This is a genomic window from Blastococcus sp. SYSU D00820, assembly GCF_054050695.1.
Map to the genome: position 1 here is coordinate 1 of NZ_JBJGZW010000005.1, position 13046 is coordinate 13046.

A 13046-nucleotide genomic window follows, 5' to 3' on the forward strand; every position below is an offset into this window, starting at 1 on the left:
CCCCCCCCCCCCCCCCCCCCCGCCCCCCCCCCCCCCCCCCCCCCCCCCCCCCCCCCCCCCCCCCCCCCCCCCCCCCCCCCCCCCCCCCCCCCCCCCCCCCCCCCCCCCGGCGGGGGGTGGGCGCGCCTCAGATGTTCGCGCCGTCCGCGGGCGGCCCGTCCGGCAGCGGCGCGGCGAAACCGGTGCCGGCGGCCGGCCCGGTCGACGCGCCCACCGTGTAGGAGGTCATCGACAGCGATCCGTAGGAGTAGCCGTCGACGAGCACGTCGGTGTCCGCGCCGGTCGCCCCGGCCAGGCCCGCGACGTAGAGCAGCGGCAGGAAGTGGTCCGGCGTCGGGACGGCGAGGTCGAAGTCGCGGTGCCCGTCCAGCCGGGCCACCGACGCGGGGTCGTCGAGCATCAGCTCCTTGGCCCGCTCGTCGAACCGCTGCGCCCAGTCGAACCCGGCGTCGGGCAGCGCGCGGCTGACGCCGCCGAGGTTGTGCACCACGTTGCCGCTGCCGATCACCAGCACGCCGTCCTCGCGCAGCGGGGCCAGCGCCGCCCCGAGCTGGAGGTGGTAGTCGAAGGGCTTGAGCGCGTTGATCGACAGCTGCACGACGGGGATGTCGGCGTCCGGGAAGGCGTGCCGCAGCACCGACCAGGCACCGTGGTCGATCCCCCAGCTGTCGAGGTCGGCGCCCAGCCAGGTGGGCTTCACGATGTCGGCGACCTCCTCGTACAGGGAGGGCAGACCGGGGGCCTCGTACCGGACGTCGAACAGCTCGCGCGGAAAGCCGAAGAAGTCGTGGATGGTCCGTGGCTGCGGCATCGCCGTCAGGGCCGTGGCGTGCACGTACCAGTGCGCGGAGACCACCAGGATGGCGCGCGGGCGGGGCACCGAGGCACCGAACGCGCGCCAGGCCTCGGTGTACCGGTTGCGCTCGAGGGCGTTCATCGGGTTGCCGTGTCCGAAGAACGCGGCCGGCATCAGCGTCATGGGGCCTCCCCCCGTGCTCGTCGTCCTTCCCCGGATCCTTCCCCCCGGGACGCCGCGGGGCGACCGAGAGCACCGGAGCCGGCGTTGCTGGTGGGCGGCACCCGGCGCAGCGCCGGGGGCAGCCAGCGGGCACCGGGGCCCGCGGCGCCGGCGACGTCGCCGGGGTTGGACAGGGCGCAGCGGGACAGCGACAGGCAGCCGCAGCCGATGCACGACGACAGCCCGTCGCGCAGCCGCTCGAGGGCGGCGATCTGCTCGTCCAGCCGGTCCCGCCATGCCTCGGACAGCTGCGCCCAGTCCTGCGCGGACGGCGTCCGGCCCTCCGGCAGCGTGTCCAGCGCCGCCCGGATCTCGGGCAGCGAGAGCCCGACGTTCTGCGCCGCCCGCACGAAGGCCAGCCGCCGCAGCACCGACCGCGGGAAGCGGCGGGCCCCGCCGGGGGTCCGCGTGCAGTGCACCAGCCCCTGCGCCTCGTAGTAGCGCAGCGCCGACACCGCGACGCCGGACCGGGCGGCGACCTCGCCGATCGTCATGAGCTCCACGGCGCCCACCCTCTTGACCTCAAGTCCACTCGAGGCAAGACGGTACGGCCATGGACACCCCCACCGCACTGGTCACCGGCGCCTCCCGCGGCCTCGGCCGGGCGCTGGCCACGGCGCTCAACGGCCGCGGATGGCGCCTGGTCGTCGACGGCCGGGACCCCGCCCGGCTGGCGGCCGCCGTCGCCGCACTGCCCTTCCCCGACCTGGTCACCGCCGTGCCGGGCGACGTCGCCGACCCCGCCCACCGCGCCGCGCTCGCCGCCGCCGTCCCCGGCCGGCTCGACGCGCTCGTGAACAACGCCTCCGAGCTGGGCCCGAGCCCGCTGCCCCCGCTCGCCGACCTCCCCCCGGCCGCGCTCGAGCGGCTCCTGCTGGTCAACACCGTCGCCCCGCTGGCCCTGGTCCAGGCCGTGCTGCCGGCCCTGCGCCGCGCCGGCGGCCGGGTGCTCGACATCAGCAGCGACGCCGCCGCCGAGGCCTATCCCGGCTGGGGCGGCTACGGCGCGTCGAAGGCCGCGCTCGACCTGCTCAGCGCCGTCCTGGGGCAGGAGGAGCCGGAGCTGCGGGTGTACGCGGTCGACCCCGGCGACATGCGCACCGACATGCACCAGGCCGCCTTCCCCGGTGAGGACATCGGCGACCGGCCGGCGCCGGACACCGTCGTCCCGGCGCTGCTGCGGTTGCTGGAGGAGGACCTGCCCGGTGGCCGGTACCGCGCGGCCGACCTCGTGCCGGCGGGAGCGGTCCGGTGACCGCGTTCGTCCTCCCGCCGGACGCCGAGGCGACGGCGCCGCCCGAGCAGCGCGGACTGCCCCGCGACGGCGTCCGGCTGATGACCGTCCGGCCCGGCGGCATCGCGCACCGCGTCTTCCGCGACCTCCCCGACGCGCTGGAGCCGGGTGACCTCGTGGTGGTCAACACCTCCGCGACGCTGCCGGCGCGGCTGGACGTCCTCCGCCTGGACGGCCGCAGGGTGCCGCTGCACGTCTCCACGACGCTGGACGACGGCGACTGGGTGGTGGAGCTGCGCCGTCCCGGCAACACCGGGCCCGACCTCGGCGTCGAGCCCGGCTCGGTGGTGGGCCTGCCCGGAGGCGCCGTCCTGCGGCTGCTCGCCGGGTACCCGGATCCCGCCCGGGCGTCCCGGCTGTGGCGGGCCCGCCCCGATCCGCCGACCGACCTGCCGGCCCTGCTCGCCGCCTCCGGCCGGCCGATCGGCTACCGCTACCTGCGGGGCGAGGTCGCGCTGGCCGACGCCCAGAACGTGTACGCCACCGAGCCGGGCAGCGCGGAGAACGCCAGCGCCGGCCGGCCGTTCACCGACCGGCTGCTGGTGCGGCTGATGGCCCGCGGCGTCGCCGTCGTCCCGCTGGTGCTGCACGCCGGCGTCTCCAGTCCCGAGCTGCACGAGCCGCCGGCGCCCGAGCGCTTCGCCGTGCCGGAGGCGACCGCACGGCTGGTCACCTCCACCCGCGACGCCGGACGCCGGGTGGTCGCGGTGGGCACCACCGTCACCCGGGCGCTGGAGGCGGCCACCGGCGAGGACGGCGGAACCCGCCCGGCCGCGGGCTGGACCGACCTCGTCCTCGGCCCCGACCGCCCGGCCCGCGTGGTGACCGGCCTGCTCACCGGCCTGCACGCGCCCGAGGCCTCGCACCTGCGGCTGCTCGAGGCGGTCGCCGGGCCCGCGCTCGTCGAGCGGGCGTACGCCGCCGCAGTCGCCGAGCGCTACCTCTGGCACGAGTACGGCGACACGATGCTGTTCCTGCCCTGAGCGTCCGGTGGCATCCGGCGTCGCCGCCGGGCAGGCTGGTCGCACGGAGGCCCCGGGCACGCCCGGGACGGGCCAGGACGGCCCCCACCGCTCCGGACCCGGGCCCGGCGCCCGGTGGAGGCGGACATGCCAGGCACGTGGCTGCTCGGGACCCGACCCGACGAGGCTGGGCACGACGGGGACGGCGACCGCGCCCGGGCCGTGCTGCTCGGGCTGCACGCCGGCGGGGACAGCGGCGGTCCGGATCCGCTGGACGAGCTCGAGCGGCTGGCCGACACCGACGGCGTCGACGTCGTCGGGCGGCTGGTGCAGGCCCGCCAGCACCCCGATCCGGCCACCTACCTGGGCGCCGGCAAGGTCGAGGAGCTGGCCGGGCTGGTCCGGGAGAGCGACGCGTCGCTCGTCATCGCCGACGGCGAGCTCTCCCCCGGCCAGGTGCGCAACCTGGAGGACCGGCTGGGCGCCCGGGTGGTCGACCGGACCGCGCTGATCCTCGACATCTTCGCCCAGCACGCGCGCAGCAGTGAGGGCAAGGCGCAGGTGGAGCTCGCCCAGCTGGCCTACCGGCTGCCCCGGTTGCGCGGGCAGGGCACCTCGATGTCGCGCATCGGCGGCGGTCGCCAGGCCGGCGGCACCGGCGCCGGCGTCCGCGGCCCCGGCGAGATGCGGCTGGAGACCGAGCGGCGGCACCTGCGCCGGCGCATGGCGTCGCTGCGCCGGCAGGTGCAGGAGACCGCGCGGCGGCGCGAGCGCACCCGCGGCCGGCGGCGCGGCAACCGGGTGCCCTCGGTCGCGCTGACCGGCTACACCAACGCCGGCAAGTCGGCGCTGCTCAACCGGCTCACCGGGGCCGACGTCCTCGTCGAGGACGCGCTGTTCGCCACGCTCGACCCGACCGTCCGCCGGGCCCGCACCCCCGACGGCCGCGAGTACACCCTCACCGACACGGTCGGCTTCGTGCGGCACCTGCCGCACCAGCTGGTCGACGCGTTCCGGTCCACGCTGGAGGAGGTCGTCCAGGCCGACCTCGTGCTGCACGTCGTGGACGCCGGCGCGGCCGACGCGATGGCGCAGGTCACCACCGTCCGGGGCGTGCTGTACGAGATCGGTGCGCGCGACACCCGCGAGCTGCTGGCCCTCAACAAGGTCGACGTCGCACCGCCGGAGTGGCTGGCCGGGCTGCGGGCGGCCTATCCCGACGCGGTGCCGGTCTCCGCCCTCACCGGAGAGGGGATCGACGACCTCCGCGCGGCCGTCCAGGCCGCGCTCGGCGCCTGAGCTCAGCGCATGCGCCCGGCGGTGTCCTCCAGCAGCACCTGGCGCTCGACCGGATCGCGCCGCGGGCAGGAGGTGCACATCGGCTCGGCCGGCAGCCGGTAGAGCAGGCAGCACGAGGCCCGCCGGGTGAACCGGACCGGCGGCGCGCCCACGTCGACGTACCGCGGCCCCGGCAGCGGCGGGCCCACCGCGGCGGCCAGCGGCGCGGCCACCGCGGTTGCCGCCGCGACGTCCCCGACCGCCCGGCCGAGGGCGAGCAGCCGGTTGGCCAGGGAGTCGGTGGCGATCGCCCACAGCGGCCGCTCCCGGGTGCCGCCGGCCTCGGCCACCGCGGCGACGACCGCGGCCAGCGTCGTCCGCAGGTCGGCGGCGAGGTCGCCGCGGTCGGGCGCCGCCGACTCCGCCGCCACCGGCGTGCTGCCGGCCAGCAGGGCGAGGGAGAGGTCGTCGAGCCGCGCGGACAGCGGCCGGCCGGTCACCAGCCCGGCCAGCGGCGGGGTGAGCAGCACCGCCGACGCCGAGTACCACCACACCGTCGCGAGCACCCGCCGGTCGCCGGTGCGGTAGCGGACGGCGAGGTCGGCCAGGCGCTGCGCCGTCCACCCCGGGTCGGCCAGGGACGTCGCCGGGACGACGACGGCCGACGGCGGCACCCGCAGGCCCAGCGCCGCGGCGCCCGGCACGCGCCCCGCCACCGCCGCCTGGGGGCTCGCCGGACCGGTCACCCCGGGATTCTCGCCGACCGTCGGAAGACCGGGCAGACGGGGAGGGCGCGGGGGCCATACGGTGTGGTGCGGAGCACTGGACATCGGGAGGGACACCGCATGAGCGAGTCGACCGGGGTGGAGGGCCGCCGGTTCCCGGCGCCGGAGGCGCTGGCCGCGCAGGCCAACGTCGGCCCCGAGGTGTACGAGGAGGCCGGCCGCGACCGGCTGGCCTTCTGGGAGTCCGCCGCCCGCCGGCTGAGCTGGGCCCAGGAGTGGGACCAGGTCCTCGACTGGAGCAACCCGCCGTTCGCGAAGTGGTTCGTCGGCGGGAAGCTCAACGTCGCCTACAACTGCCTGGACCGGCACGTCGAGGCCGGCCACGGCGACCAGGTCGCCTACCACTGGGAGGGCGAGCCGGGCGACACCCGCACGCTCACCTACGCCGAGCTCACCCAGGAGGTCTGCCGGGCGGCGAACGCGCTGCTCGAGCTCGGGGTGCAGGCCGGCGACCGGGTGGCCATCTACATGCCGATGATCCCCGAGACGGTCATCGCGATGCTCGCCTGCGCCCGGATCGGCGCGGTGCACATGGTCGTGTTCGGCGGCTTCTCCGCCGACGCGCTGGCCAGCCGGATCACCGACGCCGGCGCCGTCCTCGTCATCACCGCCGACGGCGGCTACCGCCGGGGCGCGCCCAGCGCGCTGAAGCCGGCCGTCGACGACGCGCTGACCCGCACCGAGGGCGTGCGCAACGTGCTGGTGGTCAAGCGCACCGAGCAGGACGTCGAGTGGACCGAGGGCCGCGACCTGTGGTGGCACGACGTCGTGGCCGAGCAGTCGCCGGAGCACACGCCCGAGGCGTTCGACGCCGAGCACCCGCTCTACATCATGTACACGTCGGGCACGACGGCGAAGCCCAAGGGGATCCTGCACACCTCCGGCGGCTACCTGACCCAGGTCGCCTACACGCACTGGGCCACGTTCGACCTCAAGCCCGACACCGACGTCTACTGGACCGCCGCCGACGTCGGCTGGGTCACCGGCCACAGCTACATCGTCTACGGCCCGCTGGCCAACCGGGCCACCTCGGTCATGTACGAGGGCACCCCCGAGACGCCGCACCGCGGCCGCTGGTGGGAGATCGTCGCCAAGTACCGGGTGTCGATCCTCTACACCGCGCCGACGGTGATCCGGACCTTCATGAAGTGGGGCGAGGACGTCCCCCAGGGCCACGACCTGTCCAGCCTGCGGGTGCTCGGCTCGGTCGGTGAGCCGATCAACCCCGAGGCCTGGCTCTGGTACCACGAGCACATCGGCGGCGGGCGCTGCCCGATCGTCGACACCTGGTGGCAGACCGAGACCGGCGCGCACATGATCACGCCGCTGCCCGGCGTCACCGACCTCAAGCCCGGCAGCGCGCAGACGCCATTCCCCGGCATCTCGGCCAAGGTCGTCGACGACGAGGGCAACGAGCTGCCCGACGACACCACGGGCCTGCTGGTGCTCACCGAGCCGTGGCCCTCGATGCTGCGCACCATCTGGGGCGACGACGACCGCTACGTCGACACCTACTGGTCGCGGTTCGGGAACAACGTCTACTTCGCCGGCGACGGCGCCAAGAAGGACCCCGACGGCGACATCTGGCTGCTGGGCCGGGTGGACGACGTCATGAACGTCTCCGGGCACCGCATCTCCACCACCGAGGTGGAGTCCTCGCTGGTGGCGCACCCGACGGTGGCCGAGGCCGCGGTCGTGGGCGCCAGCGACCCGACCACCGGGCAGGGCATCGTCGCCTTCGTCATCCTGCGCGGCAGCGCCGAGCACCAGGGGGAAGGGGCCTCCGGCGACGACCTGGTGCAGACGCTGCGCAACCACGTGGCCCGCGACATCGGCCCGATCGCCAAGCCGCGGCAGATCATGGTCGTGCAGGAGCTGCCCAAGACCCGCTCCGGCAAGATCATGCGCCGGCTGCTGCGCGACGTGGCGGAGAACCGCGAGCTGGGCGACGTCACCACGCTGACCGACGACTCGGTCATGAACCTGATCAAGGAGAAGCTGCCCGCCAGCCCCTCCGACGACTGAGGCGGAGGCCGGGAGCGCAGGTTTCCTGCGCTCCCGGCCTCCGCTCACCCGACCGGGGCGCGCGCTCCGGGCCGGCATCCGGCACGATCATGGGGTCCGCACCGTCGAACTGGAGGAAGCCCCCGTGGCCCACAGCGCATCGTCGTCCCCGTCGCAGGGCCGGCCCGCCGGCGCGGAGGAGCCCTCCATCGGCACGCTCGTGCAGAGCGCGATGGCCGACGTCTCCACGCTCATCCGCAGCGAGATCGAGCTGGCCAAGGCCGAGATCGGCCGCTCGGCGAAGAAGGCCGGCGTGAGCGTCGCGCTGTTCGCCGTCGCCGGCGTGCTGCTGGCCTTCGCCGGCATCTACCTGTTCGTCACCCTGGCCGAGTTCCTCACCTGGCTCGGCCTCCCCCGCTGGGTGTCCTACCTGATCGTCACGGTCGGACTCGCCCTCATCGCCGGGCTCGCCGCACTGATCGGCCTCCGGATGATCAAGCGGATCGACAAGCCCGAGCGCACCCTCGAGTCGCTGCGCGAGCTGCCCGACGTCATGCACCGCGAGGCCCCCGGCGCCCGGCGCCGAGACCTGCCCACCATCAGCAACGGCAAGGTGGAGCGGCGCTCCCCCGACACCTACCTGGTCTGACCGGTCCCCTCCCCCGGTGACCTCGCCCGAGGAGGGGCGGCCCGACGCCACCAGCGTCCTGCTGCCGGGCCCCTGGCAGCACCGGGACCTGTCGGCCAACGGCGTCCGGCTGCACGTCGCCGAGGCCGGTGAGGGCCCGCTGGTGCTGCTGCTGCACGGGTTCCCGCAGTACTGGTGGACCTGGCGCGCGCAGCTGCCCGCGCTGGCCGCGGCCGGCCTGCACGCCGTCGCACCCGACCTGCGCGGCTACGGCGCCAGTGACAAGCCCCCGCGCGGCTACGACCTGCCGACGGCGGCCGCGGACATGGCGGCGCTCGTGCGCGCGCTGGGCGAGCGCGACGCCGTGGTCGTCGGGCACGACTGGGGTGGGCTGGTGGCCTGGACGATGGCCGCCCTGCACCCGCGCAGCGTCCGCCGGCTGGTGGTGCTGTCGATGGCCCACCCCCGGCTGCTGCGGGCCGGCATGCGCGATCCGCGGCAGCGGCGCGCCTGGCGGCACTTCCTGGGCGCGCAGATCCCGCGGCTGCCCGAGCGCCGGCTCACCCGGGCCGACGACGACCCCGTCGCCGACCTCATGCGGCGCTGGGCGGGCCCGGACTGGACGCACACCGCCGGATTCGCCGAGGCCGTGGACCGGTACCGGTCGGCCGCCCGCATCCCGCAGGCCGCCTACGGCTCGATGGAGTACTTCCGGTGGGCCGGCCGCTCCCAGCTGCGCCCCGACGGGCTGCGGTACGCCCGCCGGATGTCCGCGCCGATCACCGCCCCCACCCTGCAGCTGCACGGCGAGCTCGACGCCTGCGTGCTGCCCTCCACCGCCGAGGGCTCGGGGCGCTACGTCGCCGGCGCCTACGAGTGGCGGTCCCTGCCCGGCGTGGGCCACTTCCCCCAGGAGGAGACCCCCGACGAGGTCAACGCCGCCCTGACGCGGTGGGCCACGGCCTGACCGCCGTTCGCGCGCGAATGGCGGTCCCGCGCCGAGCCTGCGAGGCGTGGGGGGCGACGGCGGCCCCGTCGCAGGGTCCCGCGCCGAGCCTGCGAGGCGTGGGGGGCGACGGCGGCCCCGTCGCAGGGTCCCGCGCCGAGCCTGCGAGGCGTGGGGGGCGACGGGGTCCTTTATTCGCAGGCGCCCGTGGCCACCGGGTCGGTCGCCGTCTGGCCGGCCGTCGCCGCCCGCGAGACCTGCTCGTAGGTCAGCGCGTAGCCGGTGAGCGGGTCGTCGACCGACGAGGCGAAGACCACTCCGAGCACGTGGCCGTTGCGGTCGAACAGCGGCCCCCCGGAGTTGCCGGAGCGCACCTCGCCGCGCAGCACGTAGACGTCGCGCAGCACGGTCTGGTGGTTGCGGAAGTCCGGCCCACTGATCTCCGTGCGGTCGCGCACCCGCGCCGGGCCCACGAACAGCCCGCCGCCGCCGGGATAGCCCATGACGATCGCGTCGGCGCCCTGGCCGACCGGGTCGGCGGCGAAGGTCAGCGGCACCTGCGGCAGGTCGGGCACGGCGAGGACGGCGACGTCGGTCTCCTCGTCGACGTACACCGGGATGGCCTCGTACTCCTCGCCCTCGGCGAGCACCACCGGGTCCACGACGCCCGCCAGCACGTGGGCGTTGGTCATGACCCGCTCGGGCGCGTAGACGAATCCCGAGCCGTCGATCTGCCGCGAGCACGAGGGCGCCACGCCGCTGACCTTGACCACCGAGCCGCGGACCTGGTCGACCACCGGACTGCCGGCCAGCGCCGGGTCCGGCGCCGGCACCTCGGGCACCTGGGTGGGGGTGAGCGGGTCCAGCACGTCGGGCAGGCCGCGCCGGGCGATGGCCTCCCGCAGCGAGTCGTACACCGCCCGGACGACGTCGGGAACGCTGCGGTCGACCGCCTGCACCAGCGCGGACTGCCGCACCTGGCTGGCCACCTGCGGGAACGGCGCGCTGGCCAGCGGGGTGGCGACCATCCACGCGACGAGCAGCACCGCGACGGCGGACAGGCCGGCACCGGCGATCGAGTCGACGACCTTGGCCGGCTCCCAGGTGACCCGCGAGCGCACCGCCCGGCCGACCGCGCCCGCCAGCAGCTGGCCGAGGAGCGCCCCGGCGAGGACGACGACCAGCGCCGTGAACACCTGGGCCACCGGGCTCTCGACGCTGTCGACGACCGGGCCGGACAGCTGGGCGCCGAGCACCGCACCACCGAAGAAGCCCAGGAAGGACGCGGCCGAGGCCAGCAGCCCCTGGCGGAAGCCGGAGAAGGCGAACGCCAGGGCGAGGGCGATGAGGGCCAGGTCGACGAAGGACATCGTCAGCCGGCGACCGTCATCGTGCCGACCTGCTGCAACTGCACGTGGAAGCTGCACTCGAAGGGGTGGTCGCCGGTCGCGGTGACCTCGAACTCGATGGTCTGGCTCTCGCCCGGGGAGAGGACCGGGATCTGCTCGGGGATCTCCTCCGGGCCCTGACCGGGGGTGAACCGGAAGTTGTGCGTCATCTGCTCGGCGACGTTGCGCACCGTCAGCCGCACCCGCCCGGGGGCGACGGTGAACGAGTCGGGCACGAAGACGTAGTCGTCGGGGGTCTCGATGGTGACCTCCTGCACGCCCTCGGCGTCGGTGGTCACCGTGCCCAGCGACGGGTCGGCCGAGGCCTGCGCCCCGGTGTCGCCGCCCACCTGGTCGGCGTCCTCCCCGCAGCCGGCGAGCACGCCGCCGGCCAGCAGGCAGCCGGCGAGCAGCGCCGCACCCCGCCGGTGCACCCGCCGTCGCCCGCTCGTCGTCGCCGCTGCGGTCATCGCCCGGGAACCGTACGCGTCCCGGGGCCGTCCGGCGCGCGGTCGGCGACGGTCGGCGCGGCGGCGTCCTCCTCGCCCCCGGCGTCGACCGAGCCCGGCAGCGGCCCCGGCCGGCGGGCGCCCTCGGAGCGCCGCGCCATCTCGGCGATGTCGCGCGGCAGGGGCCGGACGTCGTCGCGGTTCCACGGCCGGGCGAGCCCGGCGGCCTCGAGGACGGCGTCCAGGAGCCCGGCGGTGAACCCCCACACGTACATCCCGGCCACCTCGAAGGCCGGCCCCAGGTAGCCCGAGGGGTGGCGGCTGCGGAAGCGGTTGGCCGGGTCGACGAGGTCGGCCAGCGGCACCCGGGCCACGCGGGCGACCTCGCGCGGGTCGCCGACGAGCACGTCGCGCGGGTCGTCCCACCAGGCGACGACGGGGACGACGACGTTGTCCGACGGGCCGAGGAACAGCTCGGGCAGCGTGGTCAGCACCCGCACCCCGTCGGGGTCGATGCCGGCCTCCTCCTGCGCCTCGCGCAGCGCCGTGCCGACCGGGTAGTCGTCGCCGGGGTCGGCGCCGCCGCCGGGGAAGGCCGGCTGCCCGGCGTGGGTGCGCAGGTGCGCGGACTTCTCGATGAGCAGCACGTCGGCGCCGTGCGGCCCCTCGCCGAACAGGATCAGCACCGCCGAGCGGCGGGCGGTGGCGGTGCGCTGCTGCATGCGGTGCCGCAGCGGGAGCTCCCCGGCGGAGGCGACCAGCCGCTGCAGGTAGGCCGGGAGCTCGCCGCCGGAGGGCGGCAGCACCGGTGCGGTGCTCACAGCGTCACCCCCAGGTGCTCGGCCACCAGGTCGCGGAACTCCTGCACCGAGTCGACGGGCCCGGCCTGGACATAGGCGATGCCGCCCTCGGCGTCGAGCAGGTAGGTGTAGGGCAGGCCGACCAGCCCGAGCTCGGCCATCAGCGCGCCGTCCTCGTCGAACGCGGCCGGGAAGGTGGCCCCGGCCTCCTCGGCGAAGGCGTCGGCCTGCGGCGCGCCGTCCCGGCTGATGACGCCGACGACGCCCAGCCGGTCGCCGGCGACGTCGGCCAGCTCCTGCACCAGCGGCAGCTCCTCGCGGCACGGCCCGCACCAGCTGGCCCACAGGTTGACCACCGTGGGCACGCCGGGGGCGCGGGCGAGGTCGAGGGTGCCCCCGCCCGGGCAGGGCAGGGTCATCGCGGGCAGCGTCTCGGCGCCGTCCGCGGGCCGGTCCGGCTGCTCGGGGCAGGCCCCGAGCGCGGTGTCCTCGGGAAAGCCCTCGGCCGTCGGCGCGGCCGACGGGCCGGCGGTGCCGCCGTCCCCGGTGCCCGTGCACCCGGCGAGGACCACGGCGAGCACGACGGCGGCGAGCAGGGCCGCCGCCCGGCGGGCGGTGCTCACTCGGTGTCCGAGGCGGCCGGGGTCTTGACCAGCTTCAGCGCCGCCTCCGGATCGGTCGGCCCGATCCCGTACGACGGGCACCAGCGGGCCAGGCCGCACGCACCGCAGGCGGCCTTCTTCGCGTGGCAGACCCGCCGGCCGTGGAAGATCACGCGGTGGCTGAACATGGTCCACTCCCGCTTGGGGATCAGCTCGGCGATCTCCGCCTCGACCTTGACCGGGTCCTCCTCCGCGGTCCAGCCGAAGCGGCGGACCAGCCGGCCGAAGTGGGTGTCGACGGTCAGCCCGGGCACGTCGAAGGCGTTGCCCAGGACGACGTTGGCGGTCTTGCGGCCCACGCCCGGGAGCGTGACGAGGTCGGCCAGCCGGCCGGGGACCTCGCCGTCGAACCGCTCGACCAGCGCCTGGGACAGCCCGAGGACGGAGTTGGCCTTGGCCCGGAAGAAGCCGGTGGGCTTGAGGATCGCCTCGAGCTCCTCCCGGTCGGCGCCGGCGAGGGCGAACGCGTCGGGATAGCGGGCGAACAGGCCCGGGGTCACCTTGTTGACCATCTTGTCGGTGGTCTGGGCCGACAACACCGTGGCGACCAGCAGCTCGAAGGCGTTGGTGAAGTCGAGCTCGCAGTGCGCGTCGGGATGGATCTCCGCCAGCTCGCGGGCCATGCGGCGGGCGCGGCGGGTACGCGCGAGCGGCGTCTCGTCGGGGTCGAACGGCACACCGCCGCGGGCGGCGGTCCGCCGGGCCGGTGCCGGGCGGGGCGGGACGGGACGCGCGTACACCGGCGAGGACACGCGATCGAGGGTAGGCGGAGCGGCTGACGGTGCCGGGGCCGTGTCATCATCGCGGCGGACCGCTCCGTCCTCCGGTGCAC

At 76.0% G+C, this 13046-nt stretch carries 14 protein-coding genes; 6 read left to right on the plus strand and 8 right to left on the minus strand.

Annotation, left to right across the window (positions count from 1 at the left end; translation table 11 throughout):
* Positions 1-127: 127 nt before the first annotated feature.
* A complete protein-coding gene (ygiD, locus tag ACI79R_RS07870) occupies positions 128-979 on the minus strand; it encodes a 4,5-DOPA-extradiol-dioxygenase (RefSeq protein WP_456573042.1) in 852 nt (283 codons plus the stop codon).
* A complete protein-coding gene (gene soxR, locus ACI79R_RS07875) occupies positions 976-1530 on the minus strand; it encodes a redox-sensitive transcriptional activator SoxR (RefSeq protein WP_456573043.1) in 555 nt (184 codons plus the stop codon). The genes ygiD and soxR overlap by 4 nt, the downstream gene beginning before the upstream one ends.
* A 41-nt stretch (positions 1531-1571) precedes the next feature.
* Here soxR and ACI79R_RS07880 point away from each other — a divergent pair, with 41 nt between their 5' ends.
* The 3 genes from ACI79R_RS07880 (at position 1572) to hflX (ending at position 4573) form a co-directional block, all read left to right on the plus strand.
* Complete coding sequence (locus ACI79R_RS07880; RefSeq protein WP_456573044.1) at positions 1572-2273, plus strand: SDR family NAD(P)-dependent oxidoreductase; 702 nt, start codon at positions 1572-1574, stop codon at positions 2271-2273.
* Positions 2270-3295, plus strand: coding sequence for an S-adenosylmethionine:tRNA ribosyltransferase-isomerase (locus ACI79R_RS07885; RefSeq protein ID WP_456573045.1), 1026 nt, complete (start codon positions 2270-2272; stop codon positions 3293-3295). Before ACI79R_RS07880 ends, ACI79R_RS07885 begins: the two co-directional genes overlap by 4 nt.
* Positions 3296-3421: 126 nt before the next feature.
* Positions 3422-4573 (plus strand): GTPase HflX, encoded by a 1152-nt coding sequence (gene hflX, locus ACI79R_RS07890; protein ID WP_456573046.1) that lies wholly within the window; start codon positions 3422-3424, stop codon positions 4571-4573.
* A 2-nt stretch (positions 4574-4575) separates the two neighbouring features.
* Here the strand turns inward: hflX and ACI79R_RS07895 are convergent, their stop codons facing one another.
* Positions 4576-5298, minus strand: coding sequence for a (2Fe-2S)-binding protein (locus ACI79R_RS07895; RefSeq protein WP_456573047.1), 723 nt, complete (start codon positions 5296-5298; stop codon positions 4576-4578).
* Between the two features lie 99 nt (positions 5299-5397).
* On the opposite strand from ACI79R_RS07895, the gene acs reads away from it, so the two are divergent.
* From acs to ACI79R_RS07910, 3 genes are all read left to right on the plus strand, one after another.
* The gene (gene acs, locus ACI79R_RS07900) at positions 5398-7362 is read left to right on the plus strand and encodes an acetate--CoA ligase (protein WP_456573048.1); all 1965 of its coding nucleotides are present in this window, start codon (positions 5398-5400) and stop codon (positions 7360-7362) included.
* A 124-nt stretch (positions 7363-7486) separates the two neighbouring features.
* Positions 7487-7990, plus strand: coding sequence for a phage holin family protein (locus ACI79R_RS07905; RefSeq protein ID WP_456573049.1), 504 nt, complete (start codon positions 7487-7489; stop codon positions 7988-7990).
* A 16-nt stretch (positions 7991-8006) separates the two neighbouring features.
* On the plus strand, positions 8007-8936 hold the full coding sequence (locus tag ACI79R_RS07910; RefSeq protein ID WP_456573050.1) for an alpha/beta fold hydrolase: 930 nt from the start codon (positions 8007-8009) through the stop codon (positions 8934-8936).
* 170 nt (positions 8937-9106) lie between these two features.
* Here the strand turns inward: ACI79R_RS07910 and ACI79R_RS07915 are convergent, their stop codons facing one another.
* From ACI79R_RS07915 to nth, 5 genes are read right to left on the minus strand one after another with little or no spacing between them, the layout of a single operon-like run.
* Entirely contained in the window at positions 9107-10285 is a 1179-nt protein-coding gene (locus ACI79R_RS07915) for a MarP family serine protease (protein ID WP_456573051.1), read from the minus strand.
* 2 nt (positions 10286-10287) lie between these two features.
* Complete coding sequence (locus ACI79R_RS07920; protein ID WP_456573052.1) at positions 10288-10773, minus strand: cupredoxin domain-containing protein; 486 nt, start codon at positions 10771-10773, stop codon at positions 10288-10290.
* Positions 10770-11573: an NUDIX hydrolase gene (locus tag ACI79R_RS07925; protein ID WP_456573053.1), complete on the minus strand. Its 804-nt coding sequence runs from the start codon at positions 11571-11573 to the stop codon at positions 10770-10772. Before ACI79R_RS07925 ends, ACI79R_RS07920 begins: the two co-directional genes overlap by 4 nt.
* Positions 11570-12175 carry a TlpA family protein disulfide reductase gene (locus ACI79R_RS07930; protein WP_456573054.1) on the minus strand — a complete coding sequence of 202 codons (606 nt, stop codon included), beginning with the start codon at positions 12173-12175 and terminating at the stop codon, positions 11570-11572. Before ACI79R_RS07930 ends, ACI79R_RS07925 begins: the two co-directional genes overlap by 4 nt.
* Positions 12172-12966 carry an endonuclease III gene (gene nth, locus ACI79R_RS07935; RefSeq protein WP_456573055.1) on the minus strand — a complete coding sequence of 265 codons (795 nt, stop codon included), beginning with the start codon at positions 12964-12966 and terminating at the stop codon, positions 12172-12174. Before nth ends, ACI79R_RS07930 begins: the two co-directional genes overlap by 4 nt.
* Positions 12967-13046: the final 80 nt, after the last annotated feature.

Excerpts from the sequence above, each read along its gene's own strand:
- ygiD (WP_456573042.1), bottom strand. The coding sequence starts at position 979 with ATGACGCTGATGCCGGCCGCGTTCTTCGGACACGGCAACCCGATGAAC.
- ACI79R_RS07880 (WP_456573044.1), top strand. The coding sequence starts at position 1,572 with ATGGACACCCCCACCGCACTGGTCACCGGCGCCTCCCGCGGCCTCGGC.
- hflX (WP_456573046.1), top strand. The coding sequence starts at position 3,422 with ATGCCAGGCACGTGGCTGCTCGGGACCCGACCCGACGAGGCTGGGCAC.
- acs (WP_456573048.1), top strand. The coding sequence starts at position 5,398 with ATGAGCGAGTCGACCGGGGTGGAGGGCCGCCGGTTCCCGGCGCCGGAG.
- ACI79R_RS07915 (WP_456573051.1), bottom strand. The coding sequence starts at position 10,285 with ATGTCCTTCGTCGACCTGGCCCTCATCGCCCTCGCCCTGGCGTTCGCC.
- ACI79R_RS07920 (WP_456573052.1), bottom strand. The coding sequence starts at position 10,773 with ATGACCGCAGCGGCGACGACGAGCGGGCGACGGCGGGTGCACCGGCGG.